This window comes from Pseudoalteromonas gelatinilytica, assembly GCF_001641615.1.
In the GTDB taxonomy this organism is placed as follows: Bacteria; Pseudomonadota; Gammaproteobacteria; order Enterobacterales; family Alteromonadaceae; genus Pseudoalteromonas; species Pseudoalteromonas gelatinilytica.
Genome location: NZ_LRRU01000023.1, coordinates 81,037 through 101,398, shown reverse-complemented (window position 1 = coordinate 101,398; position 20,362 = coordinate 81,037). Strand labels below are relative to the sequence as shown.

The window sequence follows — 20,362 nt, the reverse complement described above, 5'->3', positions numbered from 1 at the left end:
TTTTTAGATTCAAACTCAAAACTACTTTTTAGTAATTTGTACGTTACTTTCAAGGCCAATGCCGTTGTCGGTAATGTCTGTGGCAAAATACACACCTACAGGTTGGTCGCGTAGGGAATCAAGCTCAGCCATTTCTTCATCACTTAATTGACCCGTTGCAGCAATCGTATCAAGCAAAGGTAATAAGATTTTTTGTACGTCGAATGCCATGTTCACAAAGCCATTTTTAGTAACACTTTGCGACTCTAAAGTCTCGGCAATCTGCGCTGACTTATCACCCGTGAAAATCACAATATGATTGCCTTTAAGGGCCATTTTTATATCAAAGTTAAGTGGCACAGGCGATGGAATGTATTCATTGATCAGTACGGCATCACCATTGGCTGGTAGTTTTATGTTAGCAAGCGGCGGCACAAAACCTTGCGCAATTGAATACAAGCCATGGGCATCAGTAGCCGATAAGGTAACGATGGCATCAAGTTTGTCTATTTGTGGGCCGTTGTAGTCATCAATGGTCAATGCAGCGTCTTGAACGCTGACACTCATACCTTGCACGCCGTTTGCAAAACCCGACATCATAGCAAGGCCAGCGGTGCTTACTTCTTGCATTTCATTTTGTAGTGCGACAATTGGGCCACAGTTAAACTCAGCTGACTTAATTGCACCGGTTAGTGTGTTGGCAAGCGGCAGTACTTTTGCTACATCAATACCATAAGCAACACTCATCATTTGACCGTCAAGCTCAGTGGTATGTTTTGGTACAAAACCACGCACGGCTTGTAGCGTATTAAGTAAGTCTTGATCTGTGCTTTGCAGTACTGCTTTTACGTCAAAGTCGGCGTAGTCGGTGGTAATACGGGTTTTTGTTGTGCCTGATACTGTTGCAGGCCATTTAGCGGCAATGGCTGCAATGTCATCTTGACACTCAGGTGTTGAAATCGCTGCTAATGCATTCGCTTGCTGGGCTTTATCAAGTAGCTCTTTGAGCATCTGGTGTAAGCGAGAGTCTTCTTTGCCTGTTATAGCATTGGCGATACGTTGATGATCAACAAAGCCAACCGAGTTGCCATCAAGCGAGAAAGTTTTAATTAGCTCAGGTAGCTTTTTAGTCTCAGCCAGTGATTGAGCCGGTTTTTCTACGCCAAGGGCAATACGTAAATCTTGATCATTAGAAAGCGCAGTGGTCAGCGTTAAGGTAGCCCAATTGTTGTGCGTTGATGCAATTAGGTTGAAGTTATCTAAGCCTTCAAGTTCAATGGTAAAGCGCGTGTAACTTACGCCTTCAAGGCTTTCAGTTGTATACGCAATACCTGCTTCATCAGCAGATTGCTTAATGCTATTGATAATGCTGCTTTGATCCGCGACCTGAAAACGTACAATCGGCATTAAACCTTGCGCATACATCATGCCTTTGTAGTCATCACCAAAGCCCCAAATCGATTTGAAGGCGTCGTAAGAGCTCAGTGATTGTTGGTATTTTTCCATCAGTGATGCAAGGAATAGGGCATTCTTATCATCAACTGTTTTAAGCTCAGCAATAATGGGCGTTAAATCGCTCGTGCCTTTCATTGCATCTGGCATAAGCGCAAAGTATTTGCTGTACGGAAACGGTTTAAGTTGACCATAAAAAACCGCCGTATCGGCAGGTACGTAGGCAAGCTCAGGTAAATCTACCTCAACACTGGCTTTATTTTGTGAGTACAACAACGCACCTGCAACAATCGCAATTGCGCCCCCAGCAAGAAGCTTATTATTCATAGGATGAATTCCTTTTACTTTAATTAGTTAAAAAACATACCATGAAATAGAAACAAATTACTAGCGGGCTAACGACTAAAACTGATAGCTCACGCTTATTTGCGGGCCGTGGGTAAATGTATCATAACTAAAGAAGTTTTTATTTCCGCGTTGGCCTGTTTGGTAATCTACATACGTGGTTTTATAGCTCATACCTAGATCCCAATGTGGGTTTATTTGATACACCGCACCTAATTTAAAGCTGCCAGTCAATTTAGCGTTTAAGTTAAAACCACCGAGATCCCCTGCGGTTGTTAACTGCCAATGTTCGCTTAATTGTTTGTTCAAGTGAAAGCCAAAAATGAGGTCAATCCAATCTTCATCTCTGTCGACCACGGACACTTGCGACATAAAGTTAGGGTCAAGGTCGAATTCGTAGCTGTTATCCCAACGACGAATACCCACATAGTTAACCCAATCACCCATCGAAGGGCTAGAAAAACGGTACGCAACACTTAATTCGAGCACGGCTTGGCGCACCCGGGCACTGAGCACGCCAAGTTTTGGGGCGTTATGAGATTTACTTAAATCCATATAACCCCAGTCAGCAATAAAACCCCAGTTTGATTGATGATATCCCTCAAGATGGAGCATAAATGCGCTGTCGAGGTTGTTTAAAATGGTATCAAATTCGACTTCAAGGGGGGCTTCTATAGTGCCAATTGCCGAGCTGCCATCAATCGCAGTGGCCATTAAATAAGGCTCTACAGAAAATTGCCATTGGTCGGCATAAACAGTTGGTGAGGCGAATACTAAACCGAAAGATAAAATCGTTAACATACGAGGTTGTTTTAAAGTGAGCATTATTAAATCCTTTTAAGTAAATCACAGTATTAATTATAGAAACGCTGGGCTTTTTTGCATTGATTTGATGATGAAATATTTTCGTTTTGTTATTCAACGCAAAGCACAGTTTTAATCTTTCAGCTATGTCATATTTTAATAACAATAATAACGACATGGAGTAGATGTTTTGCAGGTAACTCATTTTTTTAAAAGCGCTACAGCGATTGCTATGACCGCCATTTTAGCTGGCTGTAGTGTTAAACCTTTGCCACTTGATCCAAGCGTTGGTGATACAGGTCAGCCATTATCGGCAGTTGCACTAAAAAGCGATGTGCAATTTTACGACTTATCACTTGAAGTGTTTCCTGATGATAAACGCATTAAAGGCGTGTCGAAAACGCAGTTTAAAATGCTATCTGCAAGCCAATTTGTTGAACTAAAACTTGATAGCCGATTTTTAATCACTGCCATAACCTCTGACGATAAAACACTTAACTATACCCGCAATGCAGGTGTGCTAAATATCGATTTAGGTAAGCAATACGCTGCGGGCAGCACAGTGAGTGTTGCGGTGGCCTATGAGGGCAACCCCCATATTGCTAAAAACGCCCCTTGGGATGGCGGGTTTGTATTTGCTGAAACCGAAAGCGGCGAGCCGTGGATAGCTACCGCAGTGCAGGGCGAAGGCTGTGATTTATTCTGGCCATGTAAAGATCATTTTGCTGACAAAGCCGATAGCATGCGCATAAGGCTCACAGTACCAAATGGTTTAAGTGCGGTAACCAACGGGGTATTGCAAAGCGTAAAACCAGTCGGTGCACACAAACAACAATTTGATTGGCTGCTATCTGTGCCTGCAAGCGACTATAACATTGCTCTGAACATAGGCCCGTATCAACGTATTGAGCGCAGTTATACCAGTATTAATGGCACTGAGGTTCCGATTGAATTTTGGGCACTTACTAAACACACACAGCAAGCGTCGATGCTAATAGAGCAGGATTTACGTTCTCAAGTCGCGTTTTTTGAGCGCTTTTTAGGGCCTTACCCATGGGGGAATGACAAACTGGGCTTTGTTGAAACACCGCATTTAGGTATGGAACATCAAACTATCAATGCCTATGGTAAAAAATATAAGCGTGATGCAGGCGGATATGATTGGTTATTACAGCATGAGTTAGCTCATGAGTGGTTTGGTAATTTAATGACCCATGAAAAACTCAACGATGCATGGCTACACGAAGGCTTTGGCAGTTACATGCAGCCAAGTTATAGCTTGTATAAATTCGGTGAAGCGGCCTATAACCACAGCATGTATAAGTCGTATTTAGGGCTGAAAAACTGTAAAGCCATTGTTCTTGATGGCGATATAACCTCAGATCAAGCATTCAACCCTGATATTTATGGCAAAGGCAGTTGGACTTTACATACCTTACGCTGGTTGATTGGTGATGAGTTATTTTGGCAAGCCACCCGTGAGCTGCTTTATGGGGTGAACGACACCAAGCAATTGGCTTATCCAATTTCACCGCGATATCGAAATACCGATGAGTTTATTGCTATTGTTAACCGCTTAACGGCGAAAGATTATAGCTGGCTGTTTGATGTGTATTTAAAACAGGCTCAATTACCGGAACTTGATGTTATTCAATCAGCTAACAGCTTGACGCTGAAATGGAACAAAAACTCTTTGCAAGGTAAGCCATTCCCTATGCCAGTTCCGGTGCAAATAAACGGCTCGTTGCAAACTTATTCTGTTGAAAATGGCGAGATTAGCATTGCTTTAAAAGCGGGGGATCATGTGGTGATCGATCCAAACATGAAGGTGTTTAGGTATTTACCAATTATCGATAAATGTAAAGCTGAGCAATAGCGAATAAGCCCGGCATTAATTACTAATGCTGGGCTTATTACTCAACCTAAACAAAGCTCTAGGCTAAATCGGCTGCGCTTGGTAAAGACGCAAATGCACCATAGCGGCTTACTGCAAAAGCGCCAGCTTTAGCTGCATAAGCAATGGTTTGTTCGATATTCTCTGGCGTTTGGCAAAACGCTTTAAAGCTTTGTTTGTTTTCACAGTGCTGACCAATCTTTGACAGCATGCCGCCAATAAACGCATCACCTGCAGCTGTGGTATCAACCACTTTTGTCGCTGGTGGGCTAACTTGGCCTTTAAAGTCTGCGTGATAAAAGCTGATTGCTTCGCCGCCATTGGTAACCAGCAAACAGGTTACACCGGCCTTTAAAATGGCATCGATAGTATGCTCAAGTGACATTTCTTGATGGCTTTTTTGATTTAAAAACTCAAGCTCTTCAAATGAGAGTTTAACGATATCTGCCAGTGAAATAACATGCCACATTCTATCTATAGTATGGCGCATACTTGGCCATAGGTTTTCGCGCAGATTCATATCAAAGCTACAAATTGCACCGGCTTTTTTCGCCTGCGTTAAACCATAAATTGTGGTTTGATAGATGTTGTGCTCAGTTAAACTGTTGCTGCATACATGCATGATGGCGTGATTTGCAAACATTGCATGGTCATAATCGTCTATGCGATACAGTAAATCGGCGGCTGGTGGGCGATAAAAACTAAACGAGCGTTCGCCACTGTCATCAAGTGATACAAACGCCAGCGCTGTTTTCGCGGCATCGGTGAATGTACAGTACTGGGTGTTTACCGCATGCTGGTCAAGTTCTTGTTTAATAAAGTGACCGAACATGTCATCGCCTAACATGCCGCAAAAGCTGGTGTTTAGGCCTAGTTTTGCTGCTGCAACAGCCACATTAGCAGGTGCGCCCCCTGCGTATTTAGTAAATGACTCTGGTTGTTTACCATCTGATAAAAAGTCGATTAATGCTTCGCCAAAACACACTAAACTCATTATGCATTCCTCAAGGTTAAGGTTCTTAATACTTCGTAGCAGGCACCCATAGTATGGTAGTCGGTTTTGCCTGCTGGCGATTTTTCGTCACTGTATGGTTGGTTTTGTGCTGATAAAATGCGATACCACGCACCATATTGGTGATCTACCATATGTTGCCAACTGTATTGCCAAATTTTTTCGTACCATTGCCAATAGCTTTCGTCATGTGTGGCATCAGCGAGTAGGGCCGCTGCGGCTAATGATTCGGCTTGCACCCAAAAGTATTTATCGCTATCACAAATTTGTTTATCTGGTGCAAAGCCATAGAAAATGCCCCCATGTTGCTGATCCCACGCGATGCTTAAGGTTTCATCAAACAGGCTTTTAGCACGCGTTACCAGCCAAGGTTCATCAATATGGCGGTTTAAAATAAGTAACAGTTTTGCCCACTCAGTTTGATGCCCTGGTTGAAATCCCCAAGGTCTAAATAAATGCTGCGGGTCATCTTTGTTGTAATCTAAATCGATTTGCCAATTTTTAGCGTAATGCTCCCAGACAAACTGTTGGCTCTGTGCTGCCAGTTTTACGGTAAAAGTTTCGGCAAGTTGTTTAGCACGTTTTAAATAACGGGTCTCGTTGGTTGCTTCAAAACACATGAGTAAGGCTTCGCATAAATGCATATTGGCATTTTGGCCGCGATAGTCATCTGCACAGCTAAAATCGGCATTTTGCTCATCTAAATAGGCATTATGCTGGGGTTCAAAGTAGTGCTGCTCTAATAAATCCCAAACCTGAGAAATTGTATTTTTGCAGTCGTTTACCCCTGCTTTTAAGGCTACTGCGTTTGCAAGCATAACAAAGGCAAGCCCGTAACAATGGTTAGTATCGTCTAACACAGTGACTGCGCCGTTATCTTCTTGCTTAATAAGCCAAGCATAACCACCAGATGCTTGCTTATGCGCATGTTCAAGGTGGGCTAAACCATGTTTAGTTAGGCTTAAATATTCTGGCTCTTTGAATTCGATGTATGCCATCGCATAGTTAAATACAAAGCGGGTACTCGAAACTAAATGGCGAGTGTGTTTATCGTAAATCGCGCCATTATTTTTAAAGAACTGATAAAAGCCCGCTAAGCCATGAGCTGAATGGTCAACACAATGGGGGTGATAAAAAGCAAGGGTATCTTGGATATGCTGCTTAAGAAAATCAGGGCTTTTAAAGTCAACTGTTGCCATGGTCTATCAATAAATCTGTGTACATTTAGCAACTATAGCAGGAAATAAAAATATTGGAACGTTCCTAGTAAATCTTTGTGCTATTTTTACTTCAATGTGTAGAATCAAAGGTAACTTGTTAACGGAGTGAAAACCACGTGAGTGAAATAAATACAAACCAATCGTTTGTCGCCGATGGTTCGCAGCAAAATAAAAACTACCTGCTACCACTGACGGCAATGACAACCCTGTTCTTTTTATGGGGTTTCATTACAGTTTTAAATGACGTGTTGATCCCGCGCTTAAAAGGGGTATTCGATTTAACCTATACAGAGGCAATGCTGGTTCAGTTTTGTTTCTTTGGTGCTTACTTTATTGTTTCGCTACCAGCGGGCATGTTGGTTAAAAAACTGGGCTATAAAAATGGCGTGCTAACAGGCTTAGTCGTGGCATCAATTGGCTGTATGTTATTTTACCCAGCAGTTGTTGTGCATGAATATTGGTTATTCTTAGGTGCGTTATTTGTTTTAGCATCAGGTATTACCGTATTACAGGTATCTGCTAACCCGTATGTTGTGGCGTTAGGTCCTGAAAAAACGGCGTCGTCACGTTTAAATTTAGCTCAAGCACTTAACTCACTTGGTACTACAGTTGGACCATATGTGGGTGGTATTTTATTCTTTGGTACAGCGGGCACACTAGCTGCAAACGCGGCCACTGCTGAATCTGTAAAAGTGCCATACCTTATGCTTGCAGCAGCACTACTGACCATTGCTGTGGTATTTGCCTTCTTTAAATTACCGGTTATTTCTGAGCACTCAGAAGAGCAAGACTGCAAAGCAAAAGGCCACAGCCTAGCTGAAGCGCCTCATTTAATGATGGGTGTTGTAGGTATCTTCTGTTATGTAGGTGCAGAGGTTTCAATTGGTAGCTTCTTAGTAAACTACTTTGGTGAAGCACACATTGCTGGCCTTGAAGAGCATGCGGCTGCAAGCCTAATTGCTTATTATTGGGGCGGTGCAATGGTAGGTCGTTTCATTGGCTCTGCAGCACTGCAAAAGATTGCGCCTTCAAAAGCGTTATTCTTTAATGCCATGATGGTAATTGTATTACTGTTAGTGACTATTTTCACTGAAGGTAATGTTGCGCTTTACTCAGTACTTGCGATTGGTTTATTTAACTCAATCATGTTCCCAACGATTTTCTCAGTTGCAATCGAAAGCTTAGGATCACTGACCAGTAAAGGGTCGGGTTGGTTATGTTTAGCAATCGTGGGTGGTGCATTAGTACCGTTAGTGCAAGGTGTGGTTGCAGATACTGTTAGTATTCAACAAAGCTTCTTTGTACCAGTGATTTGTTATGCATTTATCGCTTGGTACGGCTTAAACGTTGTTCGCTTAGCTGATAGCTGGAAAAAACGCATCGGCTAACAATTACGATTAATAAAACCCCGCACTGAGTTGCGGGGTTTTTTTGTGCCATTTTTTGCTAGAGCCAACAAAACTTGATGACAAAATGATTTAATGAATACGTATTCAGGGGTGGTTAAAGTAGTAATTTGTAGGAACGTTCCAAGGTTGTTTTTGCTGTTATTTATTAAAGGCGACTTAAGAAGTTGAATGTGCTGCCGTTAACAAAGTAATTGATTTTCAAAGAAAGCGTACTTTAATAAAAGGAACGTTTTTCTAGTTTTAGCTTAATTTTATAAGACAAAGAGCTTTAAATTTGTTAAATATAAAGAGGCTAACAACGAAAAAAATAACAAACAGGTTTGTCATGCAAAGCACTCTAAAATTTACCACCAAGGTAACTGTGGCTGCATCACTGGTTTTAGTGATAGTGCTCGGTTTATTCACGATTAATAACTTCATCTCTATGCGCAGCCAAACGCAGGAGCAGCTTTCGCTTGTTCTTCAAGAGATTTCTCAGTCAGTGTCGCAAAACATAGCTAACTGGTTAAATGCTAAATTAGCGATTGTTTCGTCTGTTGCTGATACCTATCAACTTGGTGATAGCAAAGAGCTTACGCTCACACAGCTCAATACTGCTGACAAAGCCGGTGGTTTTAAAAACACCTACATCGGTATCACTGACGGCACCTTTGTATTGAATGACCAATCGGTTGTTTTACCACCGGATTACGATGCTACAACACGCCCGTGGTACAAACTTGTAGAAAACAAAACGAACACAGCATTTACGGCGCCTTATATTGATGTAACCACCAATGAACTAACTATTTCGGCTGTAGCGCCAATGCAAGCTAACGGTGTGTTTAGCGGTGTTGCAGGTGCTGACATCGACATGAAAACCATAACAAAAATCGTCAACGAAATTGACTTTCTAGGGTTTGGTTATGGCTTTTTACTAGATAGTGAAGGCCGTATTTTAAGCCACCCAGAAACTAAATTTAACGACAAAAACATGCGTGATTTATTCGGCAAGAGCCTGTCATTACAATCTGAGTTTGTAGAAGTACAAGTGGGTGGTTTAGACAAATTAGTGTCATTCACCAAAATCAAAGGAATTCAAAACGTTGATTGGTATTTAGGTGTGGTGATCAACGAAGAAATTGCTTATTCATCGGTTGCCTCATTTAGAAATATGGCGGCTATTTACATGCTATTGGGTATTGTCGCGATTGTATTAATGATGCAATTTTTGCTTCGTTATTTAATGCGCCCAATGCAGCGCTTAAACGATGCAATTAAAGATATTGCAGAGGGAGAGGGTGATTTAACCCGTCGTCTTGAGGTTGAAAATAATGATGAGTTTGGCGAGCTAAGCCATTACTTTAATGCGTTCATCGAGAAAATTCATACATCAATTGAACAAGTTAAAAATACCACCGTTGAGCTTGAGCGTTTAGTTGAGAGTTTAGTTAACCAAACTCAAGGCACATTAGCCATGTATGCTGATCAAACAAAGCGTACAGATAACGTTGCCACAGCTATTAACGAGCTGACATCGAGCGCAGTAGAAATCTCAAACAGTGCAAGTCATGCGTCAACGTTAGCAACGAGTGCGAATAGCCAATCATTACAAAGCCAATCTGCATTAGCTGATAACTTAACAGCAATTAATGCCTTGTCTCGTAATATGGAGCAGGCACAAAAAACCATTAATAGTTTAGATGCGCACACTGTAAGCATCGGCCAAATACTTGAAGTGATCAAAGGTGTTAGTGAGCAAACTAACTTACTAGCCCTAAATGCAGCTATTGAGGCGGCCCGTGCGGGTGAAGCAGGTCGTGGCTTTGCGGTTGTAGCAGATGAAGTACGTCAACTTGCGCACCGTACCCAGCAATCAACACAAGAAATCGAAGACACTATTTCTCAGTTACAACAAGGCTCTGCGTCTGCGGTTGAGGTAATGACAACCAGTATTCGCGATAGTGAAAAGAGTGTTGAACAAGCTCATGTTGCGGGCGAAAAAATGGCTGAGGTTACCCGTGCTATTGAGTCAATCGATGAGGTGAACCACAGTGTTGCAAATGCCACAACTGAGCAAAACCAAGTAATTCAAAGCTTAGACAGTGACATACACTCAATTAGTGAGCTGTCTACTCAAGGTCAAAGTAATCTTAATAACACCTTGAGCGAGTGCACTAAATTAAAAGCCCAGTTCTATGAGCTTGAAAAATTGGTACTTAAATTTAAAGTTTAGTTGTTAAGAGACTGCAATTTTGGATCAAAATTGGCTTAATGCCATAACGTTAAACAGTGTCGACACGGCGGATAAACAGCGCCGTGCCTTCACCTTATTTACCATGGCTTTTTTTGCCATCGTACTAATCACTTCGTTAGTGTTATCTAACTATCAAATTTACGCCTTGCCGCTCACTATTATGTTAGTGGTGAGCGATGTCACTATTGTACTTTGCATGATGTATTACTTTCGCACCGGCGCGTTGGTGTCTATTAGTTGCATTATTTTATCGATTATCTTGCTGCTCTGTGTGGCCTTGGTGTACACCGGCGGCAAAGAAAACACCGCTTTATATTGGCTTATGTTTTACCCCATTGTGGCTTATGTCACCTTAGGGTTAAAAGTAGGCAGTGTGTTGGTTGGGATTATGTATGCTAGTGCAATTGCACTGCTTTTTAGCCCTAACTTTGGCCAAGCACATTACGGGCAAGTTGAAACCTCGCGCTTTTTAGCATCATTTAGTTTAGTGATTTTATTCTCTGCAATTAGTGAATACTTTAGACAAAAAAGCCATCAAAAAATTGCTGACATCACTTTAATAGAAAAACGCGATGCATTGACTGACCCACTAACAGGCCTTGCCAATCGTCGTTATATTTATGAGCATATTCAACCGCGTCTTGAAGCTGAAGCGGCAAACTACTTACCTATGTCGGTATTATTAATTGATTTAGACAACTTTAAATCACTTAATGACAGTTATGGTCATGATTTTGGCGATCAGGCTTTAATAGCCTTTACCTCTATGCTGCACGATAAATTACGTGGCACAGATATAAAAGCCCGTTATGGCGGTGAAGAGTTTATTATTTTGCTGCCAAAAGCAGGGCTTAACATTGCCCATGCAGTGGCTGAAAAACTGCGTAGTTATGTCGCCGAAAAACAGATCCCTTATGATGTGGGGCAGTCTGTGACTATTACGTGTAGTATTGGCATTGCTAGCCTCGAACGAGGCAGCCAATTTAGTAAAGCGATTAAACAAGCAGACGACAACCTCTATAAAGCCAAAGCAAAAGGGCGTAATGTAGTGGTCTCTGATCTAACTGAGATAAGCTAAATGGCAAAGCTAATTTATGTATACGACCCAATGTGTAGTTGGTGTTGGGGCTACAGAGAAACCTGGTTAAAACTAAAAGCGGCCCTTGGCGATAAACTGGCTATTGAATATAAAGTGGGTGGCCTCGCGCCTGATTCAGATGAGCCTATGCCAAAAGAGATGCAGCAGTTTTTACAGCAAACATGGCAGCGTATTGAACAGCAACTTGGCACGCCATTTAATCATGAGTTTTGGCATTTAGCGCAACCACGCCGCTCTACTTACCCAGCATGCCGTGCAGTGCTTGTTGCAAGACAGTACAATAAAGAGCACGAGATGCTCTATGCCATTCAAAAAGCCTACTACTTAAATGCACAAAATCCATCGGACATCAGCACCCTTGCAAGCCTTGCTGAGCAAATTGGCTTAGAAAAAAACGCATTTATTCACGAAATTGAAAGTGAAAAAATAAATTCGTTACTCATGGCCGAAATAAACCAAGCGAGAAGCTTACCTATTCAAGGCTTTCCGTCTTTAGTCCTTGAAAATAAAGGGCTCTACGTTGCTATCCCGATTAATTATCAAGACTGGCAAAGCACTTACCAGCAAATCCTATCCCATATTTAGTTCCCGAAACCCTGCAACTTTTGCCTTATCTTTGTGCAATATAAACTAATTGTTACAGCTGTCATATTTTTGTATTTTTTGCGCAACATGCTTGTCATTTTTCATCGTTATCCTTTCGCACAATAAAACAACCCAACTAGCAAATTAAGCTAACTTAACGAGTAAAGGTGTATGCGATGAAAGGCGTTAAACCACTGATTTTAGCAGGTATTGTAGCGGCATCTGCAGCAGTACATGCAAACGATCTAGATAAAGTAATTGATAAAAGCAGCGAGATAAACAAATCTGCAGCGCAATCACAAACTAAAATCGACAAGATTGTAGATTCAATGCAAGGTCGTTTACAACAATTCAAAGCCCTTAATAAAGAAATTGACGGCTTAACTGTTTATAACGCGCAACTTACTAAGCAATTAAACAACCAAATTGCTGAAATGGACGCGTTAAACGAGTCAATGGATCAGGTATCGGTTATCGAGCGTCAAATTACGCCGTTAATGATGCGAATGATCACAGGTCTTGAGCAATTCGTTGCACTAGACGTGCCTTTCTTAACTGAAGAACGTAGCAAGCGTATTGCATCATTAAAAGAAATGATGGATCGCGCAGACATCACTTCTAGTGAAAAATTCCGCCGCTTACTTGAAGCTTACCAAGTAGAAGTGGATTACGGTCGCACTATCGAAGCGTACACATCATTACTGAATGTAGATGGCCAAGAGCGCGAAGTGGATTTCTTACGCATCGGTCGTTTAGAACTTATTTATTTAACACGCGACGGCAAAAAAGCAGGTAGCTGGGATAAAGAAACAAAATCATTTGTTGAATTACCAGATTCTGCAATCAGCCAAATCAACAAAGGTTTACGCATTGCACGTAAGCAACTTGCCCCAGATATGTTAACACTGCCAGTCCACGCTGCTGAATAAGAGGTTTGAGATGAAATTATTAACGAAAATGACAAAGATGGCCGTGTTTGCAGCAGGCCTTGGTTTTGCTGGTAGCAGCCTAGCGGCTGAGCCAATGGATTTAGACTCATTACTAAAAACATTAGAGCAAGGTAAAGCACAGCAAAGCGTTGAGAATAAGCAACGTGAGCAAGAGTTCGTGGCGCGTCAAAACGAACAAGTACAAATGCTTAAAGATACGCAAGCAAAGCGTGCTGCAATGCTTAACGAGTCTGAGCGTTTAGAAACTCAGTTTGAAGAGAACGAAGTAAAGCTAGCTAACTTAACAGACACGCTTTCAAACCGTATGGGTTCACTTAAAGAGCTATTCGGTGTGTTACAACAAGTAGCGGGCGATTCAAGCAACAAATTCATGACGTCAGTTGTTTCTGCTGAGCTTCCAGGTCGTAGTAACTTCATGGATGAGCTGGCACAAAAAATGGGTTCAACGTCAAAGCTTGCTTCAATCGATGATATCGAAAAAGTATGGTTTGAATTACAACGCGAAATGACTGAGCAAGGTAAAGTATCTCGCTTTACAACAGATGTTATCGTTGAAGGTGGCAGCAAAGCACAAAAAGAAGTGGTGCGTGTTGGTGCATTTAACTTAATCGCAGATGGTAAATACCTAGAGTACACACCGGCTACGAACACAATCAGCCAGCTTACGCGTCAGCCAAGCAGCCGTTACACTGCAACTGCGACTGACTTACAACAAACAAAATCAGGTGTTGTGCAGTTCGCGCTTGACCCTACAGGTGGTTCAATTTTAGGTCTTTTAGTACAAGCACCAGATACTGAAGAGCAAGTTCACCAAGGCGGTACAGTAGGTTACATCATCTTAGGTGTTGGCTTAATCGCTTTACTAATCGCACTTGAGCGTTTTGTATCTCTGATGATTATGGGTAGCAAAATCCGTCGTCAGCTTAAAGACACCGTGGCACGTGATGACAACCCACTTGGTCGCGTAATGAAAGTGAAAGATCAGTACCCAGATGTAGCGTACGACACGCTTGAGCTTAAATTAAGCGAAGCAATCATTCGTGAAATGCCAAAAATTACTCGTAACCTGACGCTAATCAAGATTATCTCTGTGGTAGCACCGCTACTTGGTCTACTAGGTACGGTAACCGGTATGATTAACACCTTCCAAGCAATTACCTTGTTCGGTACAGGTGACCCTAAACTAATGGCGGGTGGTATTTCTCAGGCACTTGTAACAACGGTACTTGGTCTGGTTGTGGCTATCCCAACAGTATTCTTATACACACTTCTTAACACGCGCTCTAAAAACATGCTGTTGATTTTACAAGAGCAAAGCGCAGGTATCATCGCAGAGCGAAGCGAGAAAGGAGCATAAATCATGGTGCTATTGATTGATGCAATCAATGCTCTACGTGATTTCCTCGACACAGGTGGCCAAGTTCTCTTGGTCATCGGGGTCCTCATCTTCGCGATGTGGTTATTGATACTTGAGCGTTTTATGTATTTCTTTGGTGGCTTTAAACGCTACAAGAAAGACGTAAAAAGCACTTGGAGCAATAGAGCAGAGCGTAACAGCTGGAACGCAGAGCAAATTCGCCAAGCGATGATTTCACGCGCTGGCATGCAACTAAATAATAACCTTGCGCTAATCAACGTAATGGTTGCGTTATGTCCACTTTTAGGTCTGTTAGGTACCGTAACCGGCATGATCGAAGTATTTGATGTAATGGCAATCACAGGCACAGGCAGTGCACGTTCGATGGCATCAGGGGTGTCTAAAGCCACTATCCCAACAATGGCCGGTATGGTGGGTGCACTTTCAGGGGTTTTCGCCTCAACGTTCTTACAACGTCGTGCAAAACGCGAAGTGCAATTACTTGAAGACAACATGGTCTTAGACCACTAAACGAATTTTAGGGTGATGTGAGCATCACCCACTAGGAGACTAACAATGAGAGCGCCACTAGGTAACTTATTTCAAGAAGACGACGCAGAAGAAATCAACATGACGCCAATGCTAGACGTTGTTTTCATCATGCTTATCTTCTTTATCGTAACAGCATCATTCGTAAAAGAAGCCGGTATTGATGTAAACCGTCCTGAAGCGGCAACGGCAGTGAAAAAAGAACGTGCCAACATCTTAGTTGCTATTTCTGACAAAGGTGAAATTTGGATCAACAAACGCCAAGTAGATATTCGTGCAGTACAAGCAAATATCGAACGCTTAAAAGCAGAAAACCCACAAGGTAGCGTGGTTATTCAAGCTGATAAGAAAGCCACAACCGATGTACTTATCAAAGTAATGGATGCATCGCGTGCTGCAGGCGCATTTGATGTGTCGATTGCTGCGCAAGAAGCATCATAAGGAATGTGAGCGATGCGTTATATAGTTGCATTAATCATCGCGGGTATCGTGACTGTCATGCTGTTTTTAGGCATGCAGGCACTGATCACCGGTGGTGAAGGGGCCATGTCTGAGCCCGTAAAAGGAAACGTACTTGATTTTGTTCGTCTGAAAAAAGAAGAGACAGTGCAAAAGAAAGAACGTAAACCGCAAAAGCCACCAACGCCAAAAGAGCCACCTCCGCCAATGGAATCACCGCAAATGCAAAACAGTGATCCTAACGCGAGCAATGCGAACTTTGACTTTGGTGCCAGTGTTGAAGCCGACGTTAACTTAGCCGGTGGTTTAGCCCTTGAATCAAGTGACGGTGAATACCTACCGATTGTAAAGGTAGCGCCTGTTTATCCGCGCCGAGCTTTATCGCGTGGTATTGAAGGCTATGTGATAGTTGAGTTTACAGTAACTAAACAAGGCACAGTACGTGACCCGAAAGTAGTGAAAGCTGAACCAGAATCACTGTTTGACCGCGCTGCGATGGATGCAGCACTTAAATTTAAATATAAACCGCGCGTTGTTAACGGTGAAGCTGTTGAAGTAGCGGGCGTACAGAACAAAATTTCTTTCCAAATTAACGGTTAGAAAAGAGGAATGCGATTATGAAACCTTTAAAAGTTGCCGTGATTTGCGCGGCTGCTTTCACAAGCAGCCTGGTAATTCCAAGCGTTGTTAGCATGTTACCAGGTGTCACACTGGCAACAGCTTACGCTGAAGAACAAAAAACCAAACGTGTACCTGCACTGCGAGAAAAAGTGTATAGCCAATTAGCACGAGCACAAAAGCTAGCTGATGATGGTGATGCAAAAGCAGGATTAGCAGCCCTTGATAGTATTCAAGAGCGCTCTTCAAGCATGAACTCGTATGAAATTGCCATGATGCATAATTTCTACGGTTTTATTTACTACAACGAAAACGACTTAGATAAAGCAATTGCGTCGTTTGAAAAAGTAGTAAACGAAGATGCGATTCCAGAAACATTACGTGTAAGCACCACCTTTAGCTTAGCGCAACTTGCAATGGCTAATAGCGATTACGAAAAGGTAATCAAATATTTAGCGCAGTGGGATGTGATTAACGACAAGCCTAAAACAGATGCTTATTACGTATTAAAGTCACAAGCATATTATCAGCTTAAAGATTACCAAAAAGGCATTGAAAACATTAACCTTGCTATCGCAGAAGCCGACAGCAAAGGTGAAATGCCAAAAGAAAACTGGTTAATCTTACAGCGTGCTATGTATTACTCACTTAACCAGTCTGACAAAGTGGTCGAGGTACTTGAGCGTTTAGTTAAGCTTTACAACAAGCCTGAGTACTGGGTTCAGTTAGGTGGCATGTACGGTGAAACGGGCGCAGAGAAAAAGCAATTAGCGATTTTAGAAGCGGCATATCAACAAGGTTTCCTGAAATCTAAATCAGATTTACGTCAATTATCACAAGTGTATTTATACAACGGCCTGGCTTTTAAAGCGGCGAACGTGATGAGTAAAGCAATGCAAGACGGTGTCGCTGAAAAATCAGCGAAAAACTATGCCTTTGTTGCAGAAGCGATGGTACAAGCAAAAGAGGGTGAAAAGTCACTTCCGTACTTTGCAAAAGCCGCTGATTTAGTTACGCATGGTCAGTACGAACAACGTATTGCAGAGGTAAGCATTAATCTTGAAAAATACGAAGAAGCAGCGGATGCAGCACGTAAAGCCCTAGATAAAGGCGGCTTAGAGTTTGAATCAAATGTGTATGTTGCTTTAGGTATGGCGCAGTACAATTTACAAAACTTTGATGCCTCGATTTTAGCGTTTGAGCAAGCGGAAAAACACAAAAAGTCACAGCGTTTAGCTGAGCAATGGATCAAGTATGTGAAGCGTGAAAAAGTGCACGCCGAAACATTACGTACCGCTTTACTCTAAATCGTATTCAACAGGTAAGCGTACAAAAGAACTAATTTATAATCGCAACACCAAAGCTGCCTTCGGGCGGCTTTTTTCCGTTCCTAAAATTAACTAACTTACTCTTTTTTAAATAATTAATATTGTCATTTTATGTTTATTAAAGTGTAACTAGTTTGTCATACAGCTCCCGTAAGGTAGTCGCAGTTTAAAACTCAAGTGACCCAAAAGCATTATTTTGCAGTGCTTTTTCGGTGACTTGAGTTTATGCGCTAACACAATAATTAAATATCTATCTTAACGGAGTGAACAATGAAATTATCTGGCTTATTCAAGGTTAGTCTTGTAGCTACAGCAATCTCACTAGCAGGTTGTGGCGGTGGTGATATCAACATCAACGTAGAAGAAACAGTTGAGCAACCAACTACACCTACTAACCCAACTACACCACCAACAACTGAAGAGTTACCGGGTGTATACAGCCAAAGTCTTTCGAACGAAGTGTCTGCTGCATTAGGTCGTGATGTGACAGTACAAGTTCTTTCAGGCGTAATCACTGAAGATACAACATTATCAACAGACGCATTTTGGGCGCTTGATGGTGCTGTATTCGTTGGTAACGATAAAGCAGACAGTGCAACGTTAACAATTGAAGCGGGTGCGGTAGTATTCGGTAACAGCGGTTCTGATTACCTAGTTGTTAGCCGTGACTCTAAAATTGAAGCTACAGGTACTAAAAACGACCCGATCATCTTTACTTCTAAGCAAGACGTAGTTGGTGAAGAAACATCTGCAGGCCAATGGGGCGGTATGGTGCTTCTTGGTAACGGTATCTCTAATAAGTGTCCTTCTGAAGGCGATTGTGCTCTTCAAGTTGAAGGTGTTGAATCTGGTGCTGTATTCGGCGGTACAGACAATACAGATAGTTCGGGTACTTTAAAGTACGTTGTTGTTAAAAATGCTGGTTATGAAATTGCCCCAGATAATGAATTAAATGGTATTACATTTGGTGCTGTTGGTTCTGGTACAACGGTTGAGTACTTACAAGTTCACAACAACTCAGATGATGGTGTTGAATTCTTCGGTGGTGCGGTAAATCTGAAGCACGTTGTATTAACAAGCATCGACGACGATAGCATCGACTGGGACAATGGTTACCAAGGTAAAATGCAATTCGTTTACGTTGAACAAGATCCAGATTCAACAGATGCAAACCGTGGTATCGAAGCAGATAACGACGGTAGCACACCTTCTAAAGAACCAAAATCATTACCAATCATCTCTAACTTAACAATCATCGGCAACAACTTCGACGGTGAAGACGATGCTGAGGGTATCTACCTTCGTGAAGGTACAGGTTTACACCTTTACAACTCTGTGATCACTGGTTCTGACGAAATGGGTGAGTGTTTAGAAATTGAAGGTGCTGAAGACGGTGTAAGCGAAACAGTTAATAACGCTAACGATGGTACTATCTTAATTCAAAACACTTTCATGTCGTGTACTAATGGCGAAAACTTCAAAAACCCAGTTGATGGTAGCGGCAATTCATTACTAGAGCTTGAAACGTGGTTTACAGCACAATCTGGTAACGTAATCAATGATAAGCCAATGCTTGGTGCAAACGGTCAACCAATTGCAGGTTCTCCATTACTAGGCGCGGGCCAAGATGTAGCAAATACTGTTGATGCGTTCTTCGATACAGTTGACTTTGTTGGTGCACTGAATGATTCAGATGACTGGCGTGAAGGTTGGGCATTTGGTTACGGTGGCGGTGAAGTAACTGCACCACCAGCAGTAGCAGGTTGTCCATCAGGTACAACGTCAATTTCTCCAGTTGATGGCAGCACAACAACATGTGAAGTGTCTGGTCGTATCACCGCTGATTTAACTCTTACTGCGGGTAACTACTACGCATTAAGCGGCGCAGTATTTGTAGGTGAAGATAATGCAGATTCAGCTACTTTAACAATCGAGCCAGGCGTAACAGTATATGGCCGTACAGGTGATGATTACTTAGTAATTAGCCGTGGTTCAAAAATTAATGCTAACGGTACTAAAGATGAGCCAATCTCGTTCACTTCAAGCCAAGATGTAATGGGTGGTACTACAGCCGCTGGTCAATGGGGTGGTTTAGTACTTCTTGGTAACGCACCATCAAACAAGTGTCCAGCAGAAGGTGATTGTGCACTTCAAGTTGAAGGTGTTGAGTCAGGTGCGGTGTTCGGTGGTACTGATACAACGGATAACTCAGGTACATTGCGTTATGTTCGTGTGATGAATGGTGGTTACGAAATCGCACCAGATAACGAATTAAACGGTATCACGTTTGGTGGTGTTGGTTCTGGTACTACTGTTGAGTATGTGCAAGTTCACCAAAATGCGGATGACGGTGTTGAGTTCTTCGGTGGTAACGTACAAGCGAAGTACTTAGTACTAACAAGCATTCAAGATGACAGCATCGACTGGGACAATGGTTTCCAAGGTAAAATGCAGCACATTCTTGTTAAGCAAGCAGCTGATAACTCAGACGCGAACCGTGGTATTGAAGCAGACAACGATGGTTCTACACCGTCTAAAACACCTAAGTCAAACCCAACAATTGCTAACTTAACAATCATCGGTAATACCTTTGATGGTGAAGATGACTCAGAAGGTATGTACTTCCGTGAAGGTACGGGTGCGCAAATCTATAACGCAATCGTAACGGGCCCTGAAGGTATGGGCGAATGTCTAGAGATTGAAGGTGCTGCTTCAGGTGAAAGTGAAACAGTTAAGAATGCTCAAGATGGTACCTTAATGATTAAATCATCAGTGATTGCATGTTCTGAAAACTTCAAAGACCCAAGTGGTGTAGATTTCAGTGTTGAAAACTGGTGGACAAACACATTAGGTAACTTAGTTGCTACAGGCCAAACGCAAGTTGTAAATGGTATTTTCACTATCGATACAACAACAGCGACAGACGTTAAAGCAATCGACGGTTTCTTCGATACAACAACGCACATTGGTGCAGTATCTGCTGATAACAACTGGACTGAAGGTTGGACAGTAGGTCTGGAATAACACAGTAAGCGAGGTGCTAAACAACGTGTTTAGCACCTTTAA

16 protein-coding genes are annotated in these 20,362 nt (G+C 42.1%); 12 read left to right on the top strand and 4 right to left on the bottom strand.

The features are described from left to right. Positions 1 to 21: 21 nt before the first annotated feature. Both NH153_RS20540 and NH153_RS20535 read right to left on the bottom strand, forming a co-directional pair. Positions 22 to 1,758, bottom strand: coding sequence for a hypothetical protein (locus NH153_RS20540; protein ID WP_063707403.1), 1,737 nt, complete (start codon positions 1,756 to 1,758; stop codon positions 22 to 24). Positions 1,759 to 1,833: 75 nt separating this feature from the next. After that, a complete protein-coding gene (locus NH153_RS20535) occupies positions 1,834 to 2,601 on the bottom strand; it encodes a hypothetical protein (RefSeq protein ID WP_063707401.1) in 768 nt (255 codons plus the stop codon). A gap of 211 nt (positions 2,602 to 2,812) precedes the next feature. Here NH153_RS20535 and NH153_RS20530 point away from each other — a divergent pair, with 211 nt between their 5' ends. Further along, on the top strand, positions 2,813 to 4,456 hold the full coding sequence (locus NH153_RS20530) for a M1 family metallopeptidase (RefSeq protein ID WP_063707774.1): 1,644 nt from the start codon (positions 2,813 to 2,815) through the stop codon (positions 4,454 to 4,456). 58 nt (positions 4,457 to 4,514) lie between these two features. Here NH153_RS20530 and NH153_RS20525 read toward each other — a convergent pair whose 3' ends face one another. Both NH153_RS20525 and NH153_RS20520 read right to left on the bottom strand, forming a co-directional pair. Next, positions 4,515 to 5,468 carry a carbohydrate kinase family protein gene (locus NH153_RS20525; RefSeq protein WP_063707399.1) on the bottom strand — a complete coding sequence of 318 codons (954 nt, stop codon included), beginning with the start codon at positions 5,466 to 5,468 and terminating at the stop codon, positions 4,515 to 4,517. Next, on the bottom strand, positions 5,468 to 6,685 hold the full coding sequence (locus NH153_RS20520) for an AGE family epimerase/isomerase (protein WP_063707397.1): 1,218 nt from the start codon (positions 6,683 to 6,685) through the stop codon (positions 5,468 to 5,470). The genes NH153_RS20525 and NH153_RS20520 overlap by 1 nt, the downstream gene beginning before the upstream one ends. A gap of 137 nt (positions 6,686 to 6,822) precedes the next feature. Here NH153_RS20520 and NH153_RS20515 point away from each other — a divergent pair, with 137 nt between their 5' ends. The 11 genes from NH153_RS20515 to NH153_RS20465 all read left to right on the top strand — a co-directional run bounded on the left by NH153_RS20515 (position 6,823) and on the right by NH153_RS20465 (position 20,320). Next, positions 6,823 to 8,094 carry a sugar MFS transporter gene (locus tag NH153_RS20515; protein ID WP_063707394.1) on the top strand — a complete coding sequence of 424 codons (1,272 nt, stop codon included), beginning with the start codon at positions 6,823 to 6,825 and terminating at the stop codon, positions 8,092 to 8,094. Positions 8,095 to 8,440: 346 nt separating this feature from the next. Further along, entirely contained in the window at positions 8,441 to 10,330 is a 1,890-nt protein-coding gene (locus tag NH153_RS20510; protein ID WP_063707392.1) for a methyl-accepting chemotaxis protein, read from the top strand. Between the two features lie 19 nt (positions 10,331 to 10,349). After that, on the top strand, positions 10,350 to 11,429 hold the full coding sequence (locus NH153_RS21905; protein WP_240494394.1) for a diguanylate cyclase: 1,080 nt from the start codon (positions 10,350 to 10,352) through the stop codon (positions 11,427 to 11,429). Beyond that, a complete protein-coding gene (locus tag NH153_RS21900; RefSeq protein WP_063707387.1) occupies positions 11,430 to 12,035 on the top strand; it encodes a DsbA family protein in 606 nt (201 codons plus the stop codon). A 176-nt stretch (positions 12,036 to 12,211) separates the two neighbouring features. Then, positions 12,212 to 12,964 (top strand): DUF3450 domain-containing protein, encoded by a 753-nt coding sequence (locus tag NH153_RS20495; RefSeq protein WP_063707385.1) that lies wholly within the window; start codon positions 12,212 to 12,214, stop codon positions 12,962 to 12,964. 10 nt (positions 12,965 to 12,974) lie between these two features. Continuing rightward, positions 12,975 to 14,342 (top strand): MotA/TolQ/ExbB proton channel family protein, encoded by a 1,368-nt coding sequence (locus NH153_RS20490; RefSeq protein ID WP_063707382.1) that lies wholly within the window; start codon positions 12,975 to 12,977, stop codon positions 14,340 to 14,342. Between the two features lie 3 nt (positions 14,343 to 14,345). Then, positions 14,346 to 14,873 carry a MotA/TolQ/ExbB proton channel family protein gene (locus tag NH153_RS20485; RefSeq protein ID WP_054552070.1) on the top strand — a complete coding sequence of 176 codons (528 nt, stop codon included), beginning with the start codon at positions 14,346 to 14,348 and terminating at the stop codon, positions 14,871 to 14,873. Positions 14,874 to 14,918: 45 nt separating this feature from the next. Beyond that, positions 14,919 to 15,332 (top strand): ExbD/TolR family protein, encoded by a 414-nt coding sequence (locus NH153_RS20480; RefSeq protein WP_063707380.1) that lies wholly within the window; start codon positions 14,919 to 14,921, stop codon positions 15,330 to 15,332. Between the two features lie 12 nt (positions 15,333 to 15,344). Further along, a complete protein-coding gene (locus tag NH153_RS20475; protein WP_062568031.1) occupies positions 15,345 to 15,950 on the top strand; it encodes an energy transducer TonB in 606 nt (201 codons plus the stop codon). Positions 15,951 to 15,967: 17 nt separating this feature from the next. Continuing rightward, on the top strand, positions 15,968 to 17,275 hold the full coding sequence (locus NH153_RS20470; RefSeq protein ID WP_063707378.1) for a tetratricopeptide repeat protein: 1,308 nt from the start codon (positions 15,968 to 15,970) through the stop codon (positions 17,273 to 17,275). 291 nt (positions 17,276 to 17,566) lie between these two features. After that, positions 17,567 to 20,320 carry a beta-helix domain-containing protein gene (locus NH153_RS20465; RefSeq protein ID WP_063529237.1) on the top strand — a complete coding sequence of 918 codons (2,754 nt, stop codon included), beginning with the start codon at positions 17,567 to 17,569 and terminating at the stop codon, positions 20,318 to 20,320. The last annotated feature ends 42 nt before the right edge of the window (positions 20,321 to 20,362 follow it).